Source organism: Afipia sp. GAS231, from assembly GCF_900103365.1.
GTDB lineage: Bacteria > Pseudomonadota > Alphaproteobacteria > Rhizobiales > Xanthobacteraceae > Bradyrhizobium.
On sequence record NZ_LT629703.1, the window covers coordinates 6,851,230 to 6,868,712 of the forward strand.

Annotated in this window: 16 protein-coding genes; 10 read left to right on the plus strand and 6 right to left on the minus strand. The window is 62.1% G+C overall.

From position 1 onward, the window contains the following. Positions 1–2: 2 nt before the first annotated feature. From BLS26_RS32060 to BLS26_RS32080, 5 genes are all read right to left on the minus strand, one after another. Positions 3–398 carry a GFA family protein gene (locus BLS26_RS32060; RefSeq protein WP_092516460.1) on the minus strand — a complete coding sequence of 132 codons (396 nt, stop codon included), beginning with the start codon at positions 396–398 and terminating at the stop codon, positions 3–5. Between the two features lie 4 nt (positions 399–402). After that, positions 403–1,149 (minus strand): SDR family NAD(P)-dependent oxidoreductase, encoded by a 747-nt coding sequence (locus BLS26_RS32065; protein ID WP_092516461.1) that lies wholly within the window; start codon positions 1,147–1,149, stop codon positions 403–405. An 18-nt stretch (positions 1,150–1,167) separates the two neighbouring features. Then, positions 1,168–1,902 carry an SDR family oxidoreductase gene (locus tag BLS26_RS32070; RefSeq protein WP_092516462.1) on the minus strand — a complete coding sequence of 245 codons (735 nt, stop codon included), beginning with the start codon at positions 1,900–1,902 and terminating at the stop codon, positions 1,168–1,170. 111 nt (positions 1,903–2,013) lie between these two features. Then, on the minus strand, positions 2,014–3,828 hold the full coding sequence (locus BLS26_RS32075; protein ID WP_092516463.1) for an IlvD/Edd family dehydratase: 1,815 nt from the start codon (positions 3,826–3,828) through the stop codon (positions 2,014–2,016). Positions 3,829–4,000: 172 nt separating this feature from the next. Then, a complete protein-coding gene (locus BLS26_RS32080) occupies positions 4,001–5,032 on the minus strand; it encodes a LacI family DNA-binding transcriptional regulator (RefSeq protein ID WP_092516464.1) in 1,032 nt (343 codons plus the stop codon). A 191-nt stretch (positions 5,033–5,223) separates the two neighbouring features. Between BLS26_RS32080 and BLS26_RS32085 the strand changes: the two genes are divergently transcribed. The 7 genes from BLS26_RS32085 to eda all read left to right on the plus strand — a co-directional run bounded on the left by BLS26_RS32085 (position 5,224) and on the right by eda (position 12,269). Then, positions 5,224–6,291, plus strand: a complete 1,068-nt coding sequence (locus BLS26_RS32085; protein ID WP_092516465.1) for an ABC transporter ATP-binding protein — start codon at positions 5,224–5,226, stop codon at positions 6,289–6,291. Positions 6,292–6,341: 50 nt separating this feature from the next. Further along, positions 6,342–7,661 carry an ABC transporter substrate-binding protein gene (locus BLS26_RS32090; RefSeq protein ID WP_092516466.1) on the plus strand — a complete coding sequence of 440 codons (1,320 nt, stop codon included), beginning with the start codon at positions 6,342–6,344 and terminating at the stop codon, positions 7,659–7,661. Between the two features lie 66 nt (positions 7,662–7,727). Then, entirely contained in the window at positions 7,728–8,687 is a 960-nt protein-coding gene (locus tag BLS26_RS32095) for a carbohydrate ABC transporter permease (RefSeq protein WP_092516467.1), read from the plus strand. Further along, positions 8,680–9,609, plus strand: coding sequence for a carbohydrate ABC transporter permease (locus BLS26_RS32100; protein ID WP_092516468.1), 930 nt, complete (start codon positions 8,680–8,682; stop codon positions 9,607–9,609). Before BLS26_RS32095 ends, BLS26_RS32100 begins: the two co-directional genes overlap by 8 nt. Positions 9,610–9,666: 57 nt before the next feature. Beyond that, on the plus strand, positions 9,667–10,653 hold the full coding sequence (gene denD / locus BLS26_RS32105) for a D-erythronate dehydrogenase (RefSeq protein WP_092516469.1): 987 nt from the start codon (positions 9,667–9,669) through the stop codon (positions 10,651–10,653). A gap of 33 nt (positions 10,654–10,686) precedes the next feature. Next, positions 10,687–11,622, plus strand: coding sequence for a sugar kinase (locus tag BLS26_RS32110; RefSeq protein ID WP_092516470.1), 936 nt, complete (start codon positions 10,687–10,689; stop codon positions 11,620–11,622). Further along, entirely contained in the window at positions 11,619–12,269 is a 651-nt protein-coding gene (gene eda, locus BLS26_RS32115) for a bifunctional 4-hydroxy-2-oxoglutarate aldolase/2-dehydro-3-deoxy-phosphogluconate aldolase (protein ID WP_092516471.1), read from the plus strand. Before BLS26_RS32110 ends, eda begins: the two co-directional genes overlap by 4 nt. Positions 12,270–12,301: 32 nt before the next feature. Here the strand turns inward: eda and BLS26_RS32120 are convergent, their stop codons facing one another. Then, the gene (locus BLS26_RS32120; protein WP_157676643.1) at positions 12,302–14,368 is read right to left on the minus strand and encodes a hypothetical protein; all 2,067 of its coding nucleotides are present in this window, start codon (positions 14,366–14,368) and stop codon (positions 12,302–12,304) included. Positions 14,369–14,715: 347 nt separating this feature from the next. On the opposite strand from BLS26_RS32120, the gene BLS26_RS32125 reads away from it, so the two are divergent. The 3 genes from BLS26_RS32125 (at position 14,716) to BLS26_RS32135 (ending at position 17,483) form a co-directional block, all read left to right on the plus strand. Then, entirely contained in the window at positions 14,716–15,885 is a 1,170-nt protein-coding gene (locus BLS26_RS32125; RefSeq protein WP_092516473.1) for an acetyl-CoA acetyltransferase, read from the plus strand. 78 nt (positions 15,886–15,963) lie between these two features. Then, positions 15,964–16,161, plus strand: coding sequence for a hypothetical protein (locus BLS26_RS32130; protein ID WP_092516474.1), 198 nt, complete (start codon positions 15,964–15,966; stop codon positions 16,159–16,161). Between the two features lie 119 nt (positions 16,162–16,280). Beyond that, positions 16,281–17,483, plus strand: coding sequence for a CaiB/BaiF CoA-transferase family protein (locus BLS26_RS32135; protein WP_092516475.1), 1,203 nt, complete (start codon positions 16,281–16,283; stop codon positions 17,481–17,483).

Genomic DNA, 17,483 nt, shown 5'->3' on the forward strand with positions numbered 1-17,483 from the left:
CGCTACAGAGCCGTCTCTTGATATTGCCGCAGGCCATCGTCAATCCGCACCCACGCGATCTTTTCCGAAACCCAGATGTGCTCGGTCGGCGCAAAGGCGTTGCGGTCGTCAAAGGTGGCGAGCGCGACGCCGACGGCGGTGCCGTTGGTGCGTCTCGAAAACAGCCGGGTACCACAGGCCTTGCAGAACACGCGCTCTACCGCGGCTGACGACGGATAGAACGCGGTCTCGCCCTCGATCGTCAGCGCGCGCGGCTCAAACAGCGCGCGGGCGTAGAACGGCGAGCCCATCGCCTTCTGGCACGTGCGGCAATGGCAGATGCGGACATTGACCGGCTCGCCGTCGGTCCTGAACCGCACCGCGCCGCACAGGCATCCACCTTCCCGGACGGTCCCCATGTCGTCAATACGTCGCGCGGCCGCCGGAAATGTCGAACACCGCGCCGGTCGAGAACGCGCAATCTTCCGACGCCAGCCAGGCCACCATCGCCGCGAGCTCTTCGACCAGCACGAAGCGCGCCTTCGGGATCTTCGACAGCATGAAGTCGATATGGGTTTGCGTCAGTTGGTCGAAGATCGCGGTCTTCGCGGCCGCGGGGGTCACCGCGTTGACGAGGATGTCGTGCTGCGCGAGCTCCTTGCCGAGCGATTTGGTCAGCGCGATCACGCCGGCTTTCGAGGCCGAATAATGCGCGGCGTTGGGGTTGCCCTCCTTGCCGGCGATGGAAGCGATATTGACGATGCGGCCGTATTTCTGTTTCAGCATCGCCGGCACCACCGCCTTGCAGCAGATGAACGGGCCGTCGAGATTGATGCTCATCACCTTGCGCCATTCGGCAAGGTCGGTTTCCCACACCGTCTTGTTGATGCCGGCGATGCCGGCATTGTTGACGAGGATGTCGATCTTGCCGAGCGCCTTCAGCGTCGCGTCAGTGGTCTGCTGAACTGCGGCGAGGTCGGAGACGTCGACCTTGTAGGCGGAAACGTTGGGTCCGATCTCCTTGGCGGTCCTTTCCGCGAACGGCAGGTCGTGATCCCAAATCGCGACCTTGGCGCCGGAGGCGACGAAGCGTTCGGTGATGGCGCGGCCAAAACCCTGGGCGCCACCGGTGACGACGGCGCAGCGGCCGTTCAGATCGATCTTGTTCATGTGATGATTTCCTTGAGCTTACAGCGTCCAGCCGCCGTCGATGATGTGGGCAACGCCGGTGGTGAACGCGCTTTCGTTGCTGGCGAGATAGACCGCGAGCATCGCGATTTCCTCGGCGGTACCGAGGCGTCCCATCGGCTGCCGCGCGATGAACATCTCGCGGCCGCTGGGGCCCGCGGCCGCGGCGCGGTCCAGCATCGACGGCGTCTCGATGGTGCCGGGGCAGATGCAGTTGCAGCGCACGCCCTTGGTGATGAAGTCGGCGGCGACCGCGCGGGTCAGCGCCGCGACCGCGGCCTTGGTGGCGCCGTAGACGTAGCGGTTGGGCGCCGCCTTGAACACGCCGGCGGCTGAGGAGATGTTGACGATCGAACCGCCGCCGTTTTCCAACATGCCCGGCAGGAACGAGCGGATCGTGCGGTGCATCGACTTGACGTTGAGGTCGAACGAAAAATCCCAGTCCTCGTCCGAGCATTCCAGCACGGTGCCATGGTGCACGAAGCCGGCGGCGTTGAGCAGGATGTCGGTCTTGCCGGCGCGCTTGGCCATCGCGGCCACCGCCGCGCTGTCGCGGGCATCGAGTTTTGCCACTTCGGCAATGCCCTCGCTCTTTAGCGCCGCAAGCTTGCTCTCGTCGATGTCGGTAGCGAATACGGTGGCGCCCTCGCGTGCAAACGCCACCGCGCAGGCGCGGCCAATTCCAACGGCGGCAGCGGTGACGAACGCACGCTTGCCCTTCAGGCGGTCTGACATGGTCTTCTCCTTGTTTTTTCTTTCGTCATTGCGAGGAGCGAAGCGACGAAGCAATCCAGTCCTTGGCTAGACTCTGGATTGCTTCGCTCCGCTCGCAATGACGGGGGTTACCTAATGATTATCGCGAGCCACACCGACGCGGCCTGCGATGTCCTGGTAGCGCGTCGCCAGCTCCATGCAGGCGCCGGTGGACTGTTGTCCGACCGTCGAACGATAAAGCTCCTGCCATGGCGTTTGGTGCGCGGGATAGCCGAAACCACCCTTGGCCTTCAGATCGGCGTGACGTTTCGCAACCTCCGCATCCGAAATGAGGATGTTGGCCGAACCCTTGTTGAGGTCGATGCGGACCTTGTCGCCGGTCTTGAGGATCGCCAGCCCACCGTCGGCGGCGGCCTCCGGCGAGGCATTGAGGATCGAGGGCGAGCCCGAGGTGCCGGACTGCCGGCCGTCGCCGATGCAGGGCAGCGAGAGGATGCCGCGTTTGATCAAAGCCGTCGGCGGCTGCATGTTGACGACCTCGGCGCCACCGGGATAGCCGATCGGCCCGGTGCCGCGGACGAACAGGATGCAGTGCTCGTCGATATTGAGCGCGGGATCGTCGATCCGGTGGTGATAATCCTCCGGCCCCTCGAACACGATGGCGCGGCCCTCGAACGCGTTCGGGTCCTTGGGGTTGATGAGGTAGCGGTCGCGGAACTCCTTGGAGATCACGCTGGTCTTCATGATCGCGGAATCGAACAGATTGCCGCGCAAGACGAGGAAGCCGGCGTCCTTCACCAGCGGCTTGTCGTAGCTCCAGATCACGTCGCCGTCGGGCTTCGGCGCCTCGCGGCAATTGTCGCCCATGGTGTGGCCGTTGACCGTCAGGGCGTCTTCATGGATCAGTTTGTGCGCCATCAATTCGCGCACCACCGCCGGTACGCCGCCGGCACGGTGATATTCCTCGCCGAGATAGAATCCCGCCGGCTGCATGTTCACCAGCAGCGGAATCTCGTGGCCGTGCTTCTGCCAGTCGTCGATCGACAACTCCACGCCAATATGCCGGGCCAGCGCGTTGATATGGATCGGTGCGTTGGTCGAACCGCCGATCGCCGAATTGACGACGATGCAGTTCTCGAACGCCTTGCGGGTCAGGATATCGGAAGGCTTCAAGTCCTCCCAGACCATGTCGACGATGCGCAGGCCGGTCTCGTAGGCGATCTGGCCGCGCTCACGATAGGGCGCGGGGATCGCCGCACATCCCGGCAAAGACATCCCGAGCGCCTCGGCCAGGGAATTCATCGTCGAGGCGGTGCCCATGGTGTTGCAGTGGCCGACCGACGGGGCAGAGGAGGCCACGATGTCGATGAACTGGTTGTAGTCGATCTCGCCGGCGGCCAGCCGCTCGCGGGCCTTCCACACCACCGTGCCGGAACCCGTGCGCTCGCCATTGAACCAGCCGTTCAGCATCGGCCCGCCCGAGAGCACGATCGCCGGCATGTTGACGGTCGCCGCCGCCATCAGGCAGGCCGGCGTCGTCTTGTCGCAGCCAGTGGTCAGCACCACGCCATCGAGGGGATAGCCGAACAGGATTTCGACCAGGCCGAGATAAGCGAGATTGCGGTCAAGCGCCGCGGTCGGGCGCTTGCCGGTCTCCTGGATCGGGTGGGTCGGGAATTCCATCGCGATGCCGCCGGCGGCACGAATGCCTTCGCGCACCCGATGCGCCAGTTCCAGATGGTGGCGGTTGCACGGTGACAAGTCGTTGCCGGTCTGCGCGATGCCGATGATGGGCTTGCCGGACTGCAATTCCTCGCGGGTCAGGCCGTAATTGAGGTAGCGCTCGAGATAGAGTGCGGTCATTCCCGGGTTATGCGGATTATTGAACCACTCCAGCGAGCGAAGTTTTCGGCCTTTGCCGTTGGTCTTGTTATCGGTTTTTTTCATTGGTTCCTCCCGCACTGCAAACTGAAGAGAGCTCAGATCCCTGCGGCGGTTCGCAGCATGCTTAGAATTTCGGCCGCTGCAAATGCAAGGCTCGCCGCAATCTTAGTTCGACCGAAAAGGTAGCGCTACCATTTTCTGATCGTCATCTATCCCGGCGCCGCGTCCCGCACCATCAAATGTCCTGCGCGGTCGAACTTTCGCGCACCATGAGTTGAAAACCGAGGTCGAGCACCGGCACTTCGGGGCGGCGTCCCTCGATGGCGTCGATCACCATGGTGACGGCGTGCCGGCCCATTTCATACCGGTTGGTGCGCACGCTGGTCAGCGACGGGACGGCGGATGCCATGAATTCGAGATCGTTGAAGCCGACAATGGCGAGATCTCGCGGAACCGAAATCCGGCGGCGCTGGCATTCGAAGAGTACACCGAGCGCGAGGTCGTCGTTGACGCAGAACACGGCGTCGATATCAGGTGTTTGCGCAACAAGGTCGGCGAACAGCGTGCCACCGAGCGTGACCGTGGTTGGCACCGACGTGGTGACGACCAGATTAGGGTCGAACAGCGAGGCCGCCTTCATGGCGTCGCGATAGCCTTCGAACCGCCGCTGCACGCGCGGGTCCATGCGCGCGCCGAGAAATCCGATCCGCCGGCGGCCTTGCGCGAGGATATGTGAAATCGCCGCAGAACTCGCGTCATAGTGCGAGAAGCCGACCATCATGTCGACCGGCTCGTCGCCGATTTCCATGATCTGCGTGACCGGGCAATTCATCGACTCCAGGATGGCGCGGGAATCTGCGGTCTGGTTGATACCGGTCACGATCAATCCCGCCGGCTTCTGGGCGCGAAACAGCTGCAACAGCTTCTCTTCCTGCAGGATGCTGTAGCGGGTGTTGGCGAGCTGAATGCTGTAACGGCTGCCTTCGAGGGAATCATAAATCCCGCGCAACACGTCGGCGAAGACGTTGTTGGTGAGCGAGGGGATGACGACGCCGATCACTTCGGTGCGGTGCGAGGCCAGCGCGCGTGCCGCCAGATTGGGCACGTAACCGAGTTCCTTCACCGCGCTGTCGACCCGCTCGCGCTTGGCTACCGACAACGCTTCGGGATTTCTGAAAAACCGCGATGCCGTGATCGGACTGACGCCAGCAAGCTTGGCGACCTCGGTAAGGCGTATTTTGCCAGACTTCGTCGATTTCCGTCCCATGCATCGCTCTTATCACAATGCATTAGACGATTGAACAATTATTGACAGCGCTACCATCGGATTGCTAAAAACCCTCAAACTGCTGATGATAGCGCCGTTGAATTCGACCGGTCGCTAGAAGTCGAAAAGACAGCATGGCGTCACCTTCGGTGCATGCGCCAGAAAACATAAAATGAGGGGAGTGGATTCCGATGTCGTCGGTACAGATTCGCGACGTGCGAAAGTCGTTCGGCAATTTTGAAGTATTGCACGGCGTGTCGATTCCGATCGAGGACGGCGAGTTCGTCGTGCTGGTCGGCCCCTCCGGCTGCGGCAAGTCGACCTTGCTGCGGATGCTCGCCGGCCTGGAAAACATCACTTCGGGCACGATTTCGATCGGCGAACGCGTCGTCAACAATGTCCAGCCCAAAGAGCGCGACATTGCGATGGTGTTCCAGAACTACGCGCTCTATCCGCACATGACCGTCGCCGACAACATGGGCTTCTCGCTCAAGCTGCGTGGCGCCAGCACCGACGAAATCTCCAAGGGCGTCAGCCGCGCGGCGGAAATCCTGGCGCTGACGCCGCTGCTCGAGCGCTATCCCCGCCAATTGTCGGGCGGTCAACGCCAGCGCGTCGCCATGGGCCGCGCCATCGTGCGCGATCCGCAGGTGTTTTTGTTCGACGAGCCGCTGTCCAATCTCGATGCCAAGCTGCGCGTCGCGATGCGCACCGAGATCAAGGAACTGCACCAGCGGCTGCGGACGACGACGGTCTACGTCACCCACGACCAGATCGAGGCCATGACCATGGCCGACAAGATCGTGGTGATGCATGACGGCATTGTCGAGCAGATGGGCTCGCCGCTTGAGCTCTACGATACGCCCGCCAACCAGTTCGTGGCGGGCTTCATCGGTTCGCCGGCGATGAACTTCCTGAAAGGCAAAGTGAAGGTCAACGGCAGCGCGTTCTTCGAAGGTCCGAACGGCGTCAAGCTGCCGCTGGCGTCTGCGCCCGCCAATTCCGACGGCCATCCGGCCGTCTACGGCGTGCGTCCCGAGCATTTCACCATCGCCGATGACGGCGCCGAAGCCGAGATCGTTGTGGTCGAGCCGACCGGTTCGGAAACCCAGGTCTTCGCCAAGCTCGGCGGCGAGCAGGTGGTCGCCGTGTTCCGCGAGCGGCATCAATTCAGTCCGGGCGACAAGGTCCGGCTCAAGCCGGATCCGTCGCTCGTGCATCTGTTCGACGAGGCAACGGGCAAGCGACTGAATGCCTGAGCAATAAATCAAAAAATAATTCCAAAAAATAATCAACCGGAGGATGGACCATGAATGAGTTTACTCGCCGCTCTCTGCTTCAGGGTGGCACTGCGCTCGCAGCCGCGGGCGCATTGACCGGGCCGGCGCTGCTCGAATTCGCCAAAGCCTGGGCGCAGACCTCGCCCTGGAAGGCGGAGGCGGGCGCCAAGCTGACCGTGATGCGCTGGAAGCGATTCGTGCCGGCGGAAGACGACGCGTTCAACGCGATGGTCGCGGCGTTTAAAGCTGCGACCGGCACCGACATGAACGTGTTCTCGGAGTCGTTCGAGGACGTGCAGCCGAAGGCCTCCGTGGCCGCCAACACCGGCTCCGGCATCGATATGGCGTGGGGCCTGCACACGCTGCCGCAGCTGTTCCCGACCAAAGTGCTGAAGATGAACGACGTTGCCGACTACCTCGGCAAGAAATACGGCGGCTGGACCGAAGCTGCCGCCAAGACCTGCAAGCTTGGCGACGACTGGCTCGGCATCCCCGTCGCCACCATCGGCGGCTACATGACCTACCGCAAGTCGGCGCTCGACAAGGCCGGCTTCAAGGAATTCCCGGCGGACTTCCCGGGCTTTCTTGCGATGTGCAAGGCGCTGAAGGCCAACAACACCCCGGCGGGTTTTGCACTCGGTCACGCCACCGGCGACGCCAATGGCTGGCTGCACTGGATCCTGTGGGGTCACAACGCCTGGACCGTCGACAAGGACGACAAGGTCATCATCAATTCGCCGGAAACCGCCAAGGCGCTGGAATATTGCAAGCAGCTTTCGGATGCCTTCATTCCCGGCGTGGCTTCCTGGAACGACGGTTCGAACAACAAGGCGTTTTTGGCCGGCGAACTGTTCTGCACCTCCAACGGCATCTCGATCTATGTCGCGGCCAAGGACGATCCGAAGATGAAGGATCTCGCCGAGGACACCTACCACGCGCTGTATCCGGTTGGGCCGATCGGAAAGCCGACCGAATTGCAGCTTGCGGTTCCGATCCTTGCCTTCAACTTCACCAAGTATCCCAATGCGGCGAAGGCGTTTGCCGCCTTCATGCTGGAGAAGGAGAACTACGAGAAGTGGCTGTCGGGCGCGCGGGGCTATCTGACCCATACGCTCAACGCCTACGACTCGGCTCCGGTGTGGACCGCCGATCCGAAGAACCAGGTGTTCAGCCAGGCCAGCAAGCGCGCCCTGCCGGCTTCCGGCATCGGCACGCCCGGCGAGAAGGCGGCGACCGCGATCGCCGACTTCATCGTGGTCGACATGTTCGCCAACTACTGCACCGGATCGAAGGATGCCAAGACGGCGATGTCGGAAGCCGAACGGCAACTGAAGCGCATCTATCGCTGATAAAACCGGAGCGGACGGCGGGTGACCGCCGTCCGCTCCTTCGCATTTTCAATCGGGACACCGCTCATGGCCGACATCGCGCTCCAACCACGGATAGCCAAGCCGCAGATCCGCGAGGCCACCAGGTGGGACCTGATCAAGACCAACCGCAACTGGCTCGGTTTCTGGTTCATGGTGCCGGCGATGGGGTTCCTGATCTTCTTCCTGGCCTATCCGCTGGGACTGGGCATCTGGATTTCGTTCACGGACGCCAAGATCGGGCGGCCCGGCCAGTTCATCGGTGTCGAGAACTACGAGTGGCTCTGGGATGACTCGATCTTCTGGCTCTCGGTGTTCAACACGCTGCTCTATACGTTCATCGCGAGTGCGATCAAGTTTGCGATCGGTCTCTATCTTGCGCTGCTGTTGAACGAGAACATGCCGTTCAAGGCGATGCTGCGGGCGCTGGTGCTGATTCCCTTCATCGTGCCGACCGTGCTGTCGGCGCTGGCCTTCTGGTGGATCTTCGATTCCCAGTTCTCGATCATCTCCTGGTCGCTCAAGCACATGGGGCTGATCGACTACAACATCAATTTCCTTGGCGACAGGACATGGGCCCGGGCCTGCGTGATCTTCGCCAACATCTGGCGCGGTGTTCCGTTCGTCGCGATTACCCTGCTGGCCGGCCTGCAGACGGTGCAGCCCTCGCTCTATGAGGCGGCGACGCTGGACGGTGCGAGCCGGTGGGAGTTGTTCCGCTATATCACCTATCCGCTGCTGACGCCGATCATCGCGGTCGTGATGACGTTCTCGGTGCTGTTCACCTTCACCGATTTCCAGTTGATCTGGGCGATGACGCGGGGCGGTCCTGTCAATGCCACGCATCTGATGGCGACCCTGTCGTATCAGCGCGCGATCATCGCGGGACAATTGGGCGAGGGCGCCGCAATTTCCAGTGCGATGATTCCGTTCCTTTTGGCCGCGATCATGGTGTCGTGGTTCGGTTTGCAGCGTAGGAAGTGGCAGCAGGGTGAAAACAATGACTGATCTTCCTGCGACCCAGAAGCCGGTCGATCTCAAGGCCATCCTGTCGACGCCGTCGCGGATCGATAACAGCGAGGGCATGAGCTATCTGCAGTCGCTGCCGCGCCGGCTGGTAACACTCTATCTGCCGCTGTCGATCATCGTGTTCGTCCTGCTGTTCCCGTTCTACTGGATGGGACTGACGGCGATCAAACCGGACGAGCAGTTGATCGATCTCGAAACGTTCAGCCCGTTCTGGACCTGGAATCCGACGTTCAAGCACATCCACAAGCTGCTGTTCGAGAGCTACTATCCGCACTGGCTCTGGAACACGATGTACGTCGCGGTCTGCGCCACCATCCTGTCGATCGCAGCCTCCGTGCTGGCCGCCTATGCGATTGTTCGGCTGCGCTACAAGGGCGCGCAGTGGGTCGGCGGTCTGATCTTCCTGTCCTATCTGGTGCCGCCCTCGATCCTGTTCATTCCGCTGGCCACCGTCGTGTTCCAGTACGGCCTGTTCGACTCGCCGATGGCCTTGATCCTCACCTATCCGACCATCCTGATTCCGTTCTCGACCTGGCTGTTGATGGGCTACTTCAAGACCATCCCGTTCGAGCTGGAGGAATGCGCGCTGATCGACGGCGCCAGCCGCTGGCAGATCCTGATCAAGATCGTGCTGCCGCTGGCGATCCCGGGCCTGATCTCGGCCTTCATCTTCTGCTTCACGCTGTGCTGGAACGAGTTCATCTATGCGCTGACGTTCCTGCAATCGACCTCGAACAAGACGGTGCCGGTCGCGATCGTCAACGAGTTCGTCGACGGCGACGTCTATCGCTGGGGTTCGCTGATGGCCGGCGCGCTGGCCGGTTCGCTGCCGCTGGTTATCCTTTACGCCTTCTTCGTTGAGCATTATGTGTCGGCGATGACGGGAGCCGTGAAGGAGTGAGCGCCTGGGCCCAGGTCTAACCAAGTCTAATAAGAACGTTCAAAAAGGAGACGGGTCTTGCACATTCTGATTCTGGGCGCCGCCGGCATGGTTGGTCGCAAACTGACCGAACGGCTGCTGCGCGACGGGCGCTTGGGCAAGCACGACATCTCCCGCATGACCCTGCAGGACGTGGTGGCGCCGACCAAGCCCGCCAATGCGTCGATTCCGATCACGGTGGTGGCTTCCGACTTTGCCGATGCCGGTGCGGCGGCGCCGCTGATCGCCCACCGGCCTGACGTGATCTTCCATCTCGCCGCGATCGTCTCGGGCGAAGCCGAAGCCGAATTCGACAAGGGCTACCGGATCAATCTCGACGGCACGCGATATCTGATCGATGCCATCCGCGCCGTTGGCGGCGGCTACAAGCCCCGGCTGGTGTTTACGTCCTCGATCGCGGTGTTCGGCGCACCGTTCCCGGAAAAGATCGGCGACGAGTTCTTCCATACGCCGCTGACGAGCTATGGCACGCAGAAGTCGATCTGCGAGCTGCTGATCAACGATTATACCCGCAAGCGCCTGCTCGACGGCATCAGCATCCGCCTGCCGACGATCTGCGTGCGGCCGGGCAAACCGAACAAGGCGGCGTCGGGCTTCTTCTCCAACATCATGCGCGAGCCGCTGGCCGGCGAGGAGGCGGTGCTGCCGGTCTCCGACGACGTACGGCACTGGCACGCCTCGCCGAAATCGGCGGTCGGCTTTCTGGTTCACGCCGGCACCATGGACCTCGACACCATGGGCGCGCGGCGCAATCTCAGCATGCCCGGGATGTCGGTGACCGTCGGCGAGCAGATCGCAGCCCTTGATCGCGTCGCCGGCAAGAACGTCACCGCGCGCATCAAGCGGGTGCCGGATCCGACCATCATCGGTATCGTCGGCGGCTGGCCGCGCGATTTCGTCACCGACCGCGCGCTCAAGCTCGGCTTCACCACGGCCGAAAAGACCTTCGACGACATCATCCGGATTCACATCGAGGATGAACTCGGCGGCAAGTTCGCGGCCTGAGGTGACGTCACGCTCGTTTTCGCGGATGCAGTCATGACCAAAGTTGCATGCATCGGCGAATGCATGATCGAGTTGAAACAGGCCGGCAGCGGCCTGTTTTCGCGCGGTTATGGCGGCGACACGCTCAATACCGCCGTCTATCTGGCCCGGCTTGGCGCCGGCGTCGACTACATCACTGCGCTCGGCGACGATCCGCTCAGCGACGAGATGATCACCGGCTGGGCAGCGGAAGGCGTCGGCACCGGACAGGTGTTGCGGCTGCGCGGCAAGCTGCCGGGCCTCTATCTGATCGAGACCGATGCGAGCGGCGAGCGGCGGTTCTTCCACTGGCGCGACAGCGCCGCGGCGCGCAGCCTGATGGATTTGCCGGAGACCGATGCGATCCTGAATTCGCTGGCGAGCTATGACGTCGTCTATCTCTCGGCGATCACGCTGTCGCTGTACGGCGACAAGGGGCGTGAGCGGCTGTTTACGGCGCTGAAACGCGCGCGCGAGAGCGGGGCGCGTTTTGCCTTCGATACCAATTTCCGCGCCCGCGGCTGGCCCGATCTCGACGTCGCGCGCCGCGTCTTTCAGCGTGCTTTTGAGATCGCCGACATCGTGCTGGCCTCGACCGAGGATCTGCTGCCGCTCTATCCCGGCGAAAGCCATGAAGCGCTGCTGGCGCGCATTCCCGGCGGCGAGGTGGTGCTGAAGCTGTCCGAACCCGCCAGCATCCTGCGGATTGCGGTGACTTCGTACCGGATCAAGGCCGAGCCCGTCGCAGCGCCCGTGGTCGATACCACGGCGGCGGGTGATAGCTTTGCCGCGGCGTATGTGGCTGCGCGGCTGGCCGGAGCCGAGCCGATGGAGGCCGCACGCGCCGGCCACCATCTGGCTGGTGTTGTGGTATGCCATCCCGGCGCCATCATCCCGAAAGCGGCGATGCCGGCAAAATTGATTTCAGGATTCACCAGGGCTTCCCCATGACCGCAGCATCCAGGCAGCAAAAACTCGCCGACCTCTTCAAGGCGGCGACCGTGATCCCGGTGCTCACCATCGAGCGGCGGGAAGACGCGGTGCCGCTGGCCAAGGCGCTGGTCGCCGGCGGCGTCCGCGTCCTCGAAGTCACCTTGCGAACGCCGGTCGCGATCGAGGCGGCCAAGGCCATGATTGCGGAGGTGCCGGACGCCATCGTCGGTATCGGCACCATCCTCAACGCCGACGATCTCGCGCGGGCGAAAGCGCTCGGCGCCGTCTTCGGCATCAGCCCGGGCGGTACGCCGGAGCTGTTGAGGGCCGCGGCCGGAGAAGACCTGCCGTTCGCGCCGGGGATCGCGACCGCGTCCGAACTGATGCAGGCGCTGGCGCACGGCTTTGACATCGTCAAATTCTTCCCGGCCGAGCAGTCCGGCGGTATCAAGGCACTGCGGGCGCTGGCAGGGCCGTTTCCGAACATCCGGGTCTGCCCGACCGGCGGCATCGGCGAGGCCAATGCGGCGGCCTGGCTGGCCGAGCCGAATGTGCTGGCGGTCGGCGGTTCCTGGCTGTGCCCGCCGGCGGATATCCGCGCCGGCAACTGGGCCGGCATTTCAGCCATGTGCGCGCGGGCCATGAAATTGCTGAAACCGGCGTAGCGCGTGCGCGGATGTAGCCCGGTGCGACGAGCTTAAGGTTTTCGATCACGAATACAGGCCTTCAAATCGTCGGTGGTGGCTTGGTCCTTTTTTGGACTGGGCATACCGCAGGCTTGCAGAAGGTAGGCATCCACGCGCGGCGTCGAACCAACCCCGTTCTGGAGATAGGAGAGCAGGTCAGCGTACATAGCGAGGCCGTAGTCGTATTGCAGATATTGCGAACTGCGATGCGCCCGGCGTGACCGAAGCCGCAGGATGTCCGAGTCGTCATAACCGTAATTCCGGACGATTCCCTCGGCGAACGCGATCGTGTCTGGTTCGTCGCTCGCGCAACTTTCACGCAGGAAGATTTTCAAAGTCGCATCGGTGGTGGCGGTGAAGCGAACATTGTCGATCTCTGTTTTCAACCTTGCGACCGGCAGAAGCGCGGCCTGTTCGGCCATCGCTTCCTCGATGAAGATCGGCCAAACCTGACGTTCGATGGACGTGGCGGCTCCGTCCCAGGCGGCTCCTTCCACGGCGGCGTGTGAGTTTTGATCGATCGCATGCTTTATCTCGTGCATGATGGTCGACGTGAGGCTGGCGAGATTCCAGGCGGTCCCGAGCGAAAGATTGACCCGGCCGGTGACGGTAAATTGGCTGTCCCCCGTCGGCTGGATAACCGGTTCGGCCGGAATAAGCGCGGCGATGTCGACACGATAGCCACCGTATTCGCGCTTGATGAAACCGCGTATCTTGTTCCACATATCGAGGAGTTGCGCCTTGTCAGCGTCCCTTACCGTTTGGCCGGGGGAATAGCCGCCGCCGACGGTAGGTTGCCTTGCAATCGTATCGTTGACCTTTTTTGACGCCGCAGTCGTCCCTGTGACCTCATCCAGGGTGGCAAGCAGCGTATCCATCATCTTTGCGGGCCGCGTTTCACGCCGCAGCTTGTCGGCGACCTGTGCCCGTTGCGCAGCGGTCAGATCGGCGGAGCCGTCGGGGAACAGCCGTTCCAGAGTGAGGATCCCGACTTGCCGCGTGGTCACGAGCCGTTGTGCGATGCTGCCCTCAAACAGTTTTGCGTAGGACTGCATGGTTTCTGAACCATCAGCGTTCGAAATTTGGCCCGCCGTGAATGCATCCCAATAGGCGGCGCGCTGGACAGGTGAGAAGATCGTGCAGCGTTTGCTTTTCTCGGGCAGGACCAGCGTGCGTGTCCTATAGAGGCTGCCCAGTTTGAGAACGTTGGTGGTCAGAGCATCCGACATTCCCTGCTTGGCAAGCCACGTCCGGTTGAATTCGCTTTCGTAGTCAAACTCGAACGCGTCCAGCGTGCCGACATTCACCTCCCTGAATTCGGTGAACATCGACGCGTTATGCGCTTCAAGGAAAGCCGTGTCGCTCGGGAACGGGCGAAGCTCGGCTGGAAGGGCATACAGGCTGCTATAGCCGATCTCGCCGCTTAGCCCGACAGCGGGCTTGTCAAAATACTTTCCGGCCCTCGTGGTGAAATAGGATTTGGCGCGCAGTTTCGTTTCCAGCGAAGTGAGGTTCTGGTCCGGAATTTTCCGCAAGCCATCCTCTGTCTGTTGCGACCACACGGTCATGGACTTGAAGTGCTCGTGATCGGTGATCTGCAATTCCTTCACCGGCATGCCATCCCATGCTTTGAATTCGGGATGATTTTGCAGCATGAATCCACGATCATCGGTGATCGTCACATAAAGCCGGATCAGCATGCGCTTGAGATCGGCATTCGTGACGTCACGCGACATCGCGAACCCGACCGGCAGTTCCGAAGCAAAGGTGATGCTGAGGACGCGGTCGATATTCTCGGTCATCGCCGGCGTCGGCGCGGAGAACAGGATATCTGCTTTCTGCTGCAGTCTCGATAGTCCCCAGGACTGGCGATCCACGGAAAGAATTGCGGATGCGCGCTTCTGAAAATTCGCCTGCAAATCTGGGGGGAGGTCTTGCCAGTTGGCGTTCTCGGGTACGAGCGAAAGCAATTGCTCGATCGTGGGAATATCATTGGCCAGGTCCTCGCTGCGAATGCCGGAAGCTGAACAAGCAACAACGACCAGCGCTCCAGCCAATGCCAAGAAACGTGCGTGCATGTCGGTCCCCAAAAACCTGTGACGAGGACGTTGACGTGATCCGGGCGACGGCCCGAAATTGGCGTGATTTGGTCCGCGCCTCAAAACGATGAAACGAAAGAACGTCTGAGCGAACAATTGCGACGTGGTCGATCAAATCCTTAGTGGAACAATCATAAGTAGAATATTTGCGCGGGCAAGCATTCGGCTGCTTGCTGTCAGTGGGTCTCGAGTCCCGCCGGCTGCGAATATAGGATAAACGGCCCGACCGGCATAACCGCCATGTGTGAGTGGGCTGTGAAATCGGCGTGAATTCCGCCCGCCGATAGGCTACAAAGCCGATCGAAACCAGATCAGGGAGAACGATCATGACGGCCAGCATCGTGGGATGGGCGCATACGCCATTCGGCAAGTTCGACGCGGAAACCGTTGAAAGCCTGGTGGTGAAGGTTGCGACCGAAGCACTGGCGGACGCCGGCATCTCCGCAGGCGATGTCGACGAAATCGTGCTCGGGCATTTCAACGCCGGCTTCTCGCCGCAGGATTTTACCGCCTCGCTGGTATTGCAGGCCGATCCGGCCCTGCGCTTCAAGCCGACGACGCGGGTCGAGAATGCCTGCGCCACCGGTTCGGCCGCGGTGCATCAGGGCATCCGGGCGATCGCGGCCGGTGCCGCCAAGATCGTGCTGGTGGTCGGCGTCGAACAGATGACACGGACGCCGGCAGCCGAGATCGGCCGCAACCTGTTGAAGGCGTCCTATCTGCCTGAAGACGGCGACACCGTCGGCGGTTTTGCTGGCGTGTTCGGCAAGATCGCGCAGAACTATTTCCAGAAATACGGCGACCAGTCGGATGCGCTGGCGATGATTGCAGCCAAGAACCACAAGAACGGCGTCGCCAACCCCTATGCGCAGATGCGCAAGGATTTCGGCTACGAGTTCTGCCGCACCGAAAGCGAGAAGAACCCGTTCGTTGCCGGTCCCTTGAAGCGCACCGATTGCTCGCTGGTGTCGGACGGCGCGGCGGCGCTGGTGCTGACGGATTCGGAGACCGCCAAGACGATGGGCAAGGCGGTGAACGTCCGCGCCACCGCGCATGCGCAGGATTTCCTGCCGATGTCGAAGCGCGACATCCTGCAGTTCGAAGGCTGCACGGTGGCCTGGCAGCGGGCGCTGGCGCAGGCCGGAGTGACGCTGTCCGATCTCTCCTTCGTCGAAACCCACGACTGCTTCACCGTCGCCGAACTGATCGAATATGAAGCGATGGGCCTGACGCCGCGCGGGCAGGGCGCACGCGCCATCAAGGAAGGCTGGACCCAGAAGGACGGCAAGCTGCCGGTCAATCCGTCCGGCGGGTTGAAGGCCAAGGGTCATCCGATCGGCGCCACCGGCGTCTCCATGCACGTGATGAGCGCGATGCAGCTCGTCGGCCAGGCGCCCGAGGGCATGCAGCTCAAGAACGCCAAACTCGCCGGCATCTTCAACATGGGCGGCGCCGCGGTAGCGAATTACGTCTCGGTGTTGGAACCGGCGAAGTAACCGGGGGTTGGATAGGGTGGCGACGGCACGCTTGCGCCGTGCCACCGTATGGTCCGGCAAGTTCCTGGAGGACGCTTCATGAGCAACGAAAGCTCGCTGTCATTGCCCGAACTCAACGACCGGATTGCCATCCTTCAGGGCAACATCAGGCAGCTTGTCGAACAGGGCGCCGGGGCCTCCGGTGAACGAAACGAAGAGCGTGTCGCTGACCGCCTCAGCGCGCAGAATGAAGAACTCGAGCGGCTGATCAAAGAGCGCGATAGCAGGTCGAAGTAGTCGTTGGCGTCCCGGCGAAGACCGGACGACGGCCCGACGCATACGCCTGATGCCCTTGATCTTCCCGAAAACCTCCCGTTACTAGACCGGAACGACAACATCCGGGAGCTAAAACGGCCATGGGACCGCTAAGGGGCGTCAAGGTCATCGACATGACGACCGTGCTGATGGGGCCCTATGCCACCCAGATGCTCGGCGATTACGGCGCCGACGTCGTCAAGGTGGAATCGCTCGATGGCGACGTGACGCGGCAGATCGGGCCGACCCGCCATCCCGGCATGGGACCGGTGTTCCTCAACACCAACCGCAGCAAGCGCTCGATCTGCCTCGATCTGAAAAAGCCGGCCGGGCGCGACGCCGTGCTGCGGCTGATCGAGACCGCCGACGTGCTGGTCTACAATGTGCGCCCGCAAGCGATGGCGCGGCTGCAACTCGGCTACGACGTGGTGTCTGATATCAATCCGCGGCTGATCTATGCCGGCGTGTTCGGTTTCGGCCAGGACGGGCCCTATGCCGCAAAACCCGCTTACGACGACCTGATCCAGGGCGCCACCGCGCTGCCGGCGCTGATGGCGCAGACTTCCGATGGCGTGCCGCGCTATGTTCCAAACGCTTTGGTCGACCGCATCGTCGGCCTCACCGCGGTTGGCGCGATCTGCGCCAGTCTGGTCGATCGTAACAGCACCGGGCGCGGCCAGCGGGTCGACATCCCGATGTTCGAAACCATGGCCGGTTTCGTGATGGGCGACCACATGGGCGGGCTGACCTATGAGCCGCCGCTCGACAAGGGCGGCTATGCGCGGCATCTGTCGCCGGACCGGCGGCCCTACAAGACCTCCGACGGCTACATCTGCGTGATCGTCTACAACGACAAGCAGTGGCAGAATTTCTTCGCTGCGACGGGCCGCGAAGACCTGCGCACCAATCCGAAATTTGCGACCTTTGCCGGCCGCGCCGTCAATATCGATGTCGTCTATGCCGAACTGGCGCGCATTCTGGAAACCAAGACCACGGCCGAATGGAGCGACATCCTCGAGAAGGCGGATGTACCTGTCATGCCGATGCACGATCTCGAAAGCCTGCTGCAAGATCCGCACATCGTCGCCACCGATTTCTTTCCCGTGATCGATCATCCGACCGAGGGGCGCATTCGCAACATGAGGCCTTCGGCGAGGTTTTCGGAAACGCCGGTGGAAACAAACAGGCTGGCGCCGCGCCTCAGCGAGAACAGCGCAGAAATCCTTGGGGAAGCCGGCTTCACGCCTGAGGAAATCGCGGCACTGGTTCGTGACGGCGTGACCAAAGCGATACCTAACACATAG

Coding starts and splice junctions, on each gene's coding strand:
- BLS26_RS32060 (WP_092516460.1), bottom strand. CDS start 398: ATGGGGACCGTCCGGGAAGGTGGATGCCTGTGCGGCGCGGTGCGGTTC.
- BLS26_RS32065 (WP_092516461.1), bottom strand. CDS start 1,149: ATGAACAAGATCGATCTGAACGGCCGCTGCGCCGTCGTCACCGGTGGC.
- BLS26_RS32070 (WP_092516462.1), bottom strand. CDS start 1,902: ATGTCAGACCGCCTGAAGGGCAAGCGTGCGTTCGTCACCGCTGCCGCC.
- BLS26_RS32075 (WP_092516463.1), bottom strand. CDS start 3,828: ATGAAAAAAACCGATAACAAGACCAACGGCAAAGGCCGAAAACTTCGC.
- BLS26_RS32080 (WP_092516464.1), bottom strand. CDS start 5,032: ATGGGACGGAAATCGACGAAGTCTGGCAAAATACGCCTTACCGAGGTC.
- BLS26_RS32085 (WP_092516465.1), top strand. CDS start 5,224: ATGTCGTCGGTACAGATTCGCGACGTGCGAAAGTCGTTCGGCAATTTT.
- BLS26_RS32090 (WP_092516466.1), top strand. CDS start 6,342: ATGAATGAGTTTACTCGCCGCTCTCTGCTTCAGGGTGGCACTGCGCTC.
- BLS26_RS32095 (WP_092516467.1), top strand. CDS start 7,728: ATGGCCGACATCGCGCTCCAACCACGGATAGCCAAGCCGCAGATCCGC.
- BLS26_RS32100 (WP_092516468.1), top strand. CDS start 8,680: ATGACTGATCTTCCTGCGACCCAGAAGCCGGTCGATCTCAAGGCCATC.
- BLS26_RS32110 (WP_092516470.1), top strand. CDS start 10,687: ATGACCAAAGTTGCATGCATCGGCGAATGCATGATCGAGTTGAAACAG.
- eda (WP_092516471.1), top strand. CDS start 11,619: ATGACCGCAGCATCCAGGCAGCAAAAACTCGCCGACCTCTTCAAGGCG.
- BLS26_RS32120 (WP_157676643.1), bottom strand. CDS start 14,368: ATGCACGCACGTTTCTTGGCATTGGCTGGAGCGCTGGTCGTTGTTGCT.
- BLS26_RS32125 (WP_092516473.1), top strand. CDS start 14,716: ATGACGGCCAGCATCGTGGGATGGGCGCATACGCCATTCGGCAAGTTC.
- BLS26_RS32130 (WP_092516474.1), top strand. CDS start 15,964: ATGAGCAACGAAAGCTCGCTGTCATTGCCCGAACTCAACGACCGGATT.
- BLS26_RS32135 (WP_092516475.1), top strand. CDS start 16,281: ATGGGACCGCTAAGGGGCGTCAAGGTCATCGACATGACGACCGTGCTG.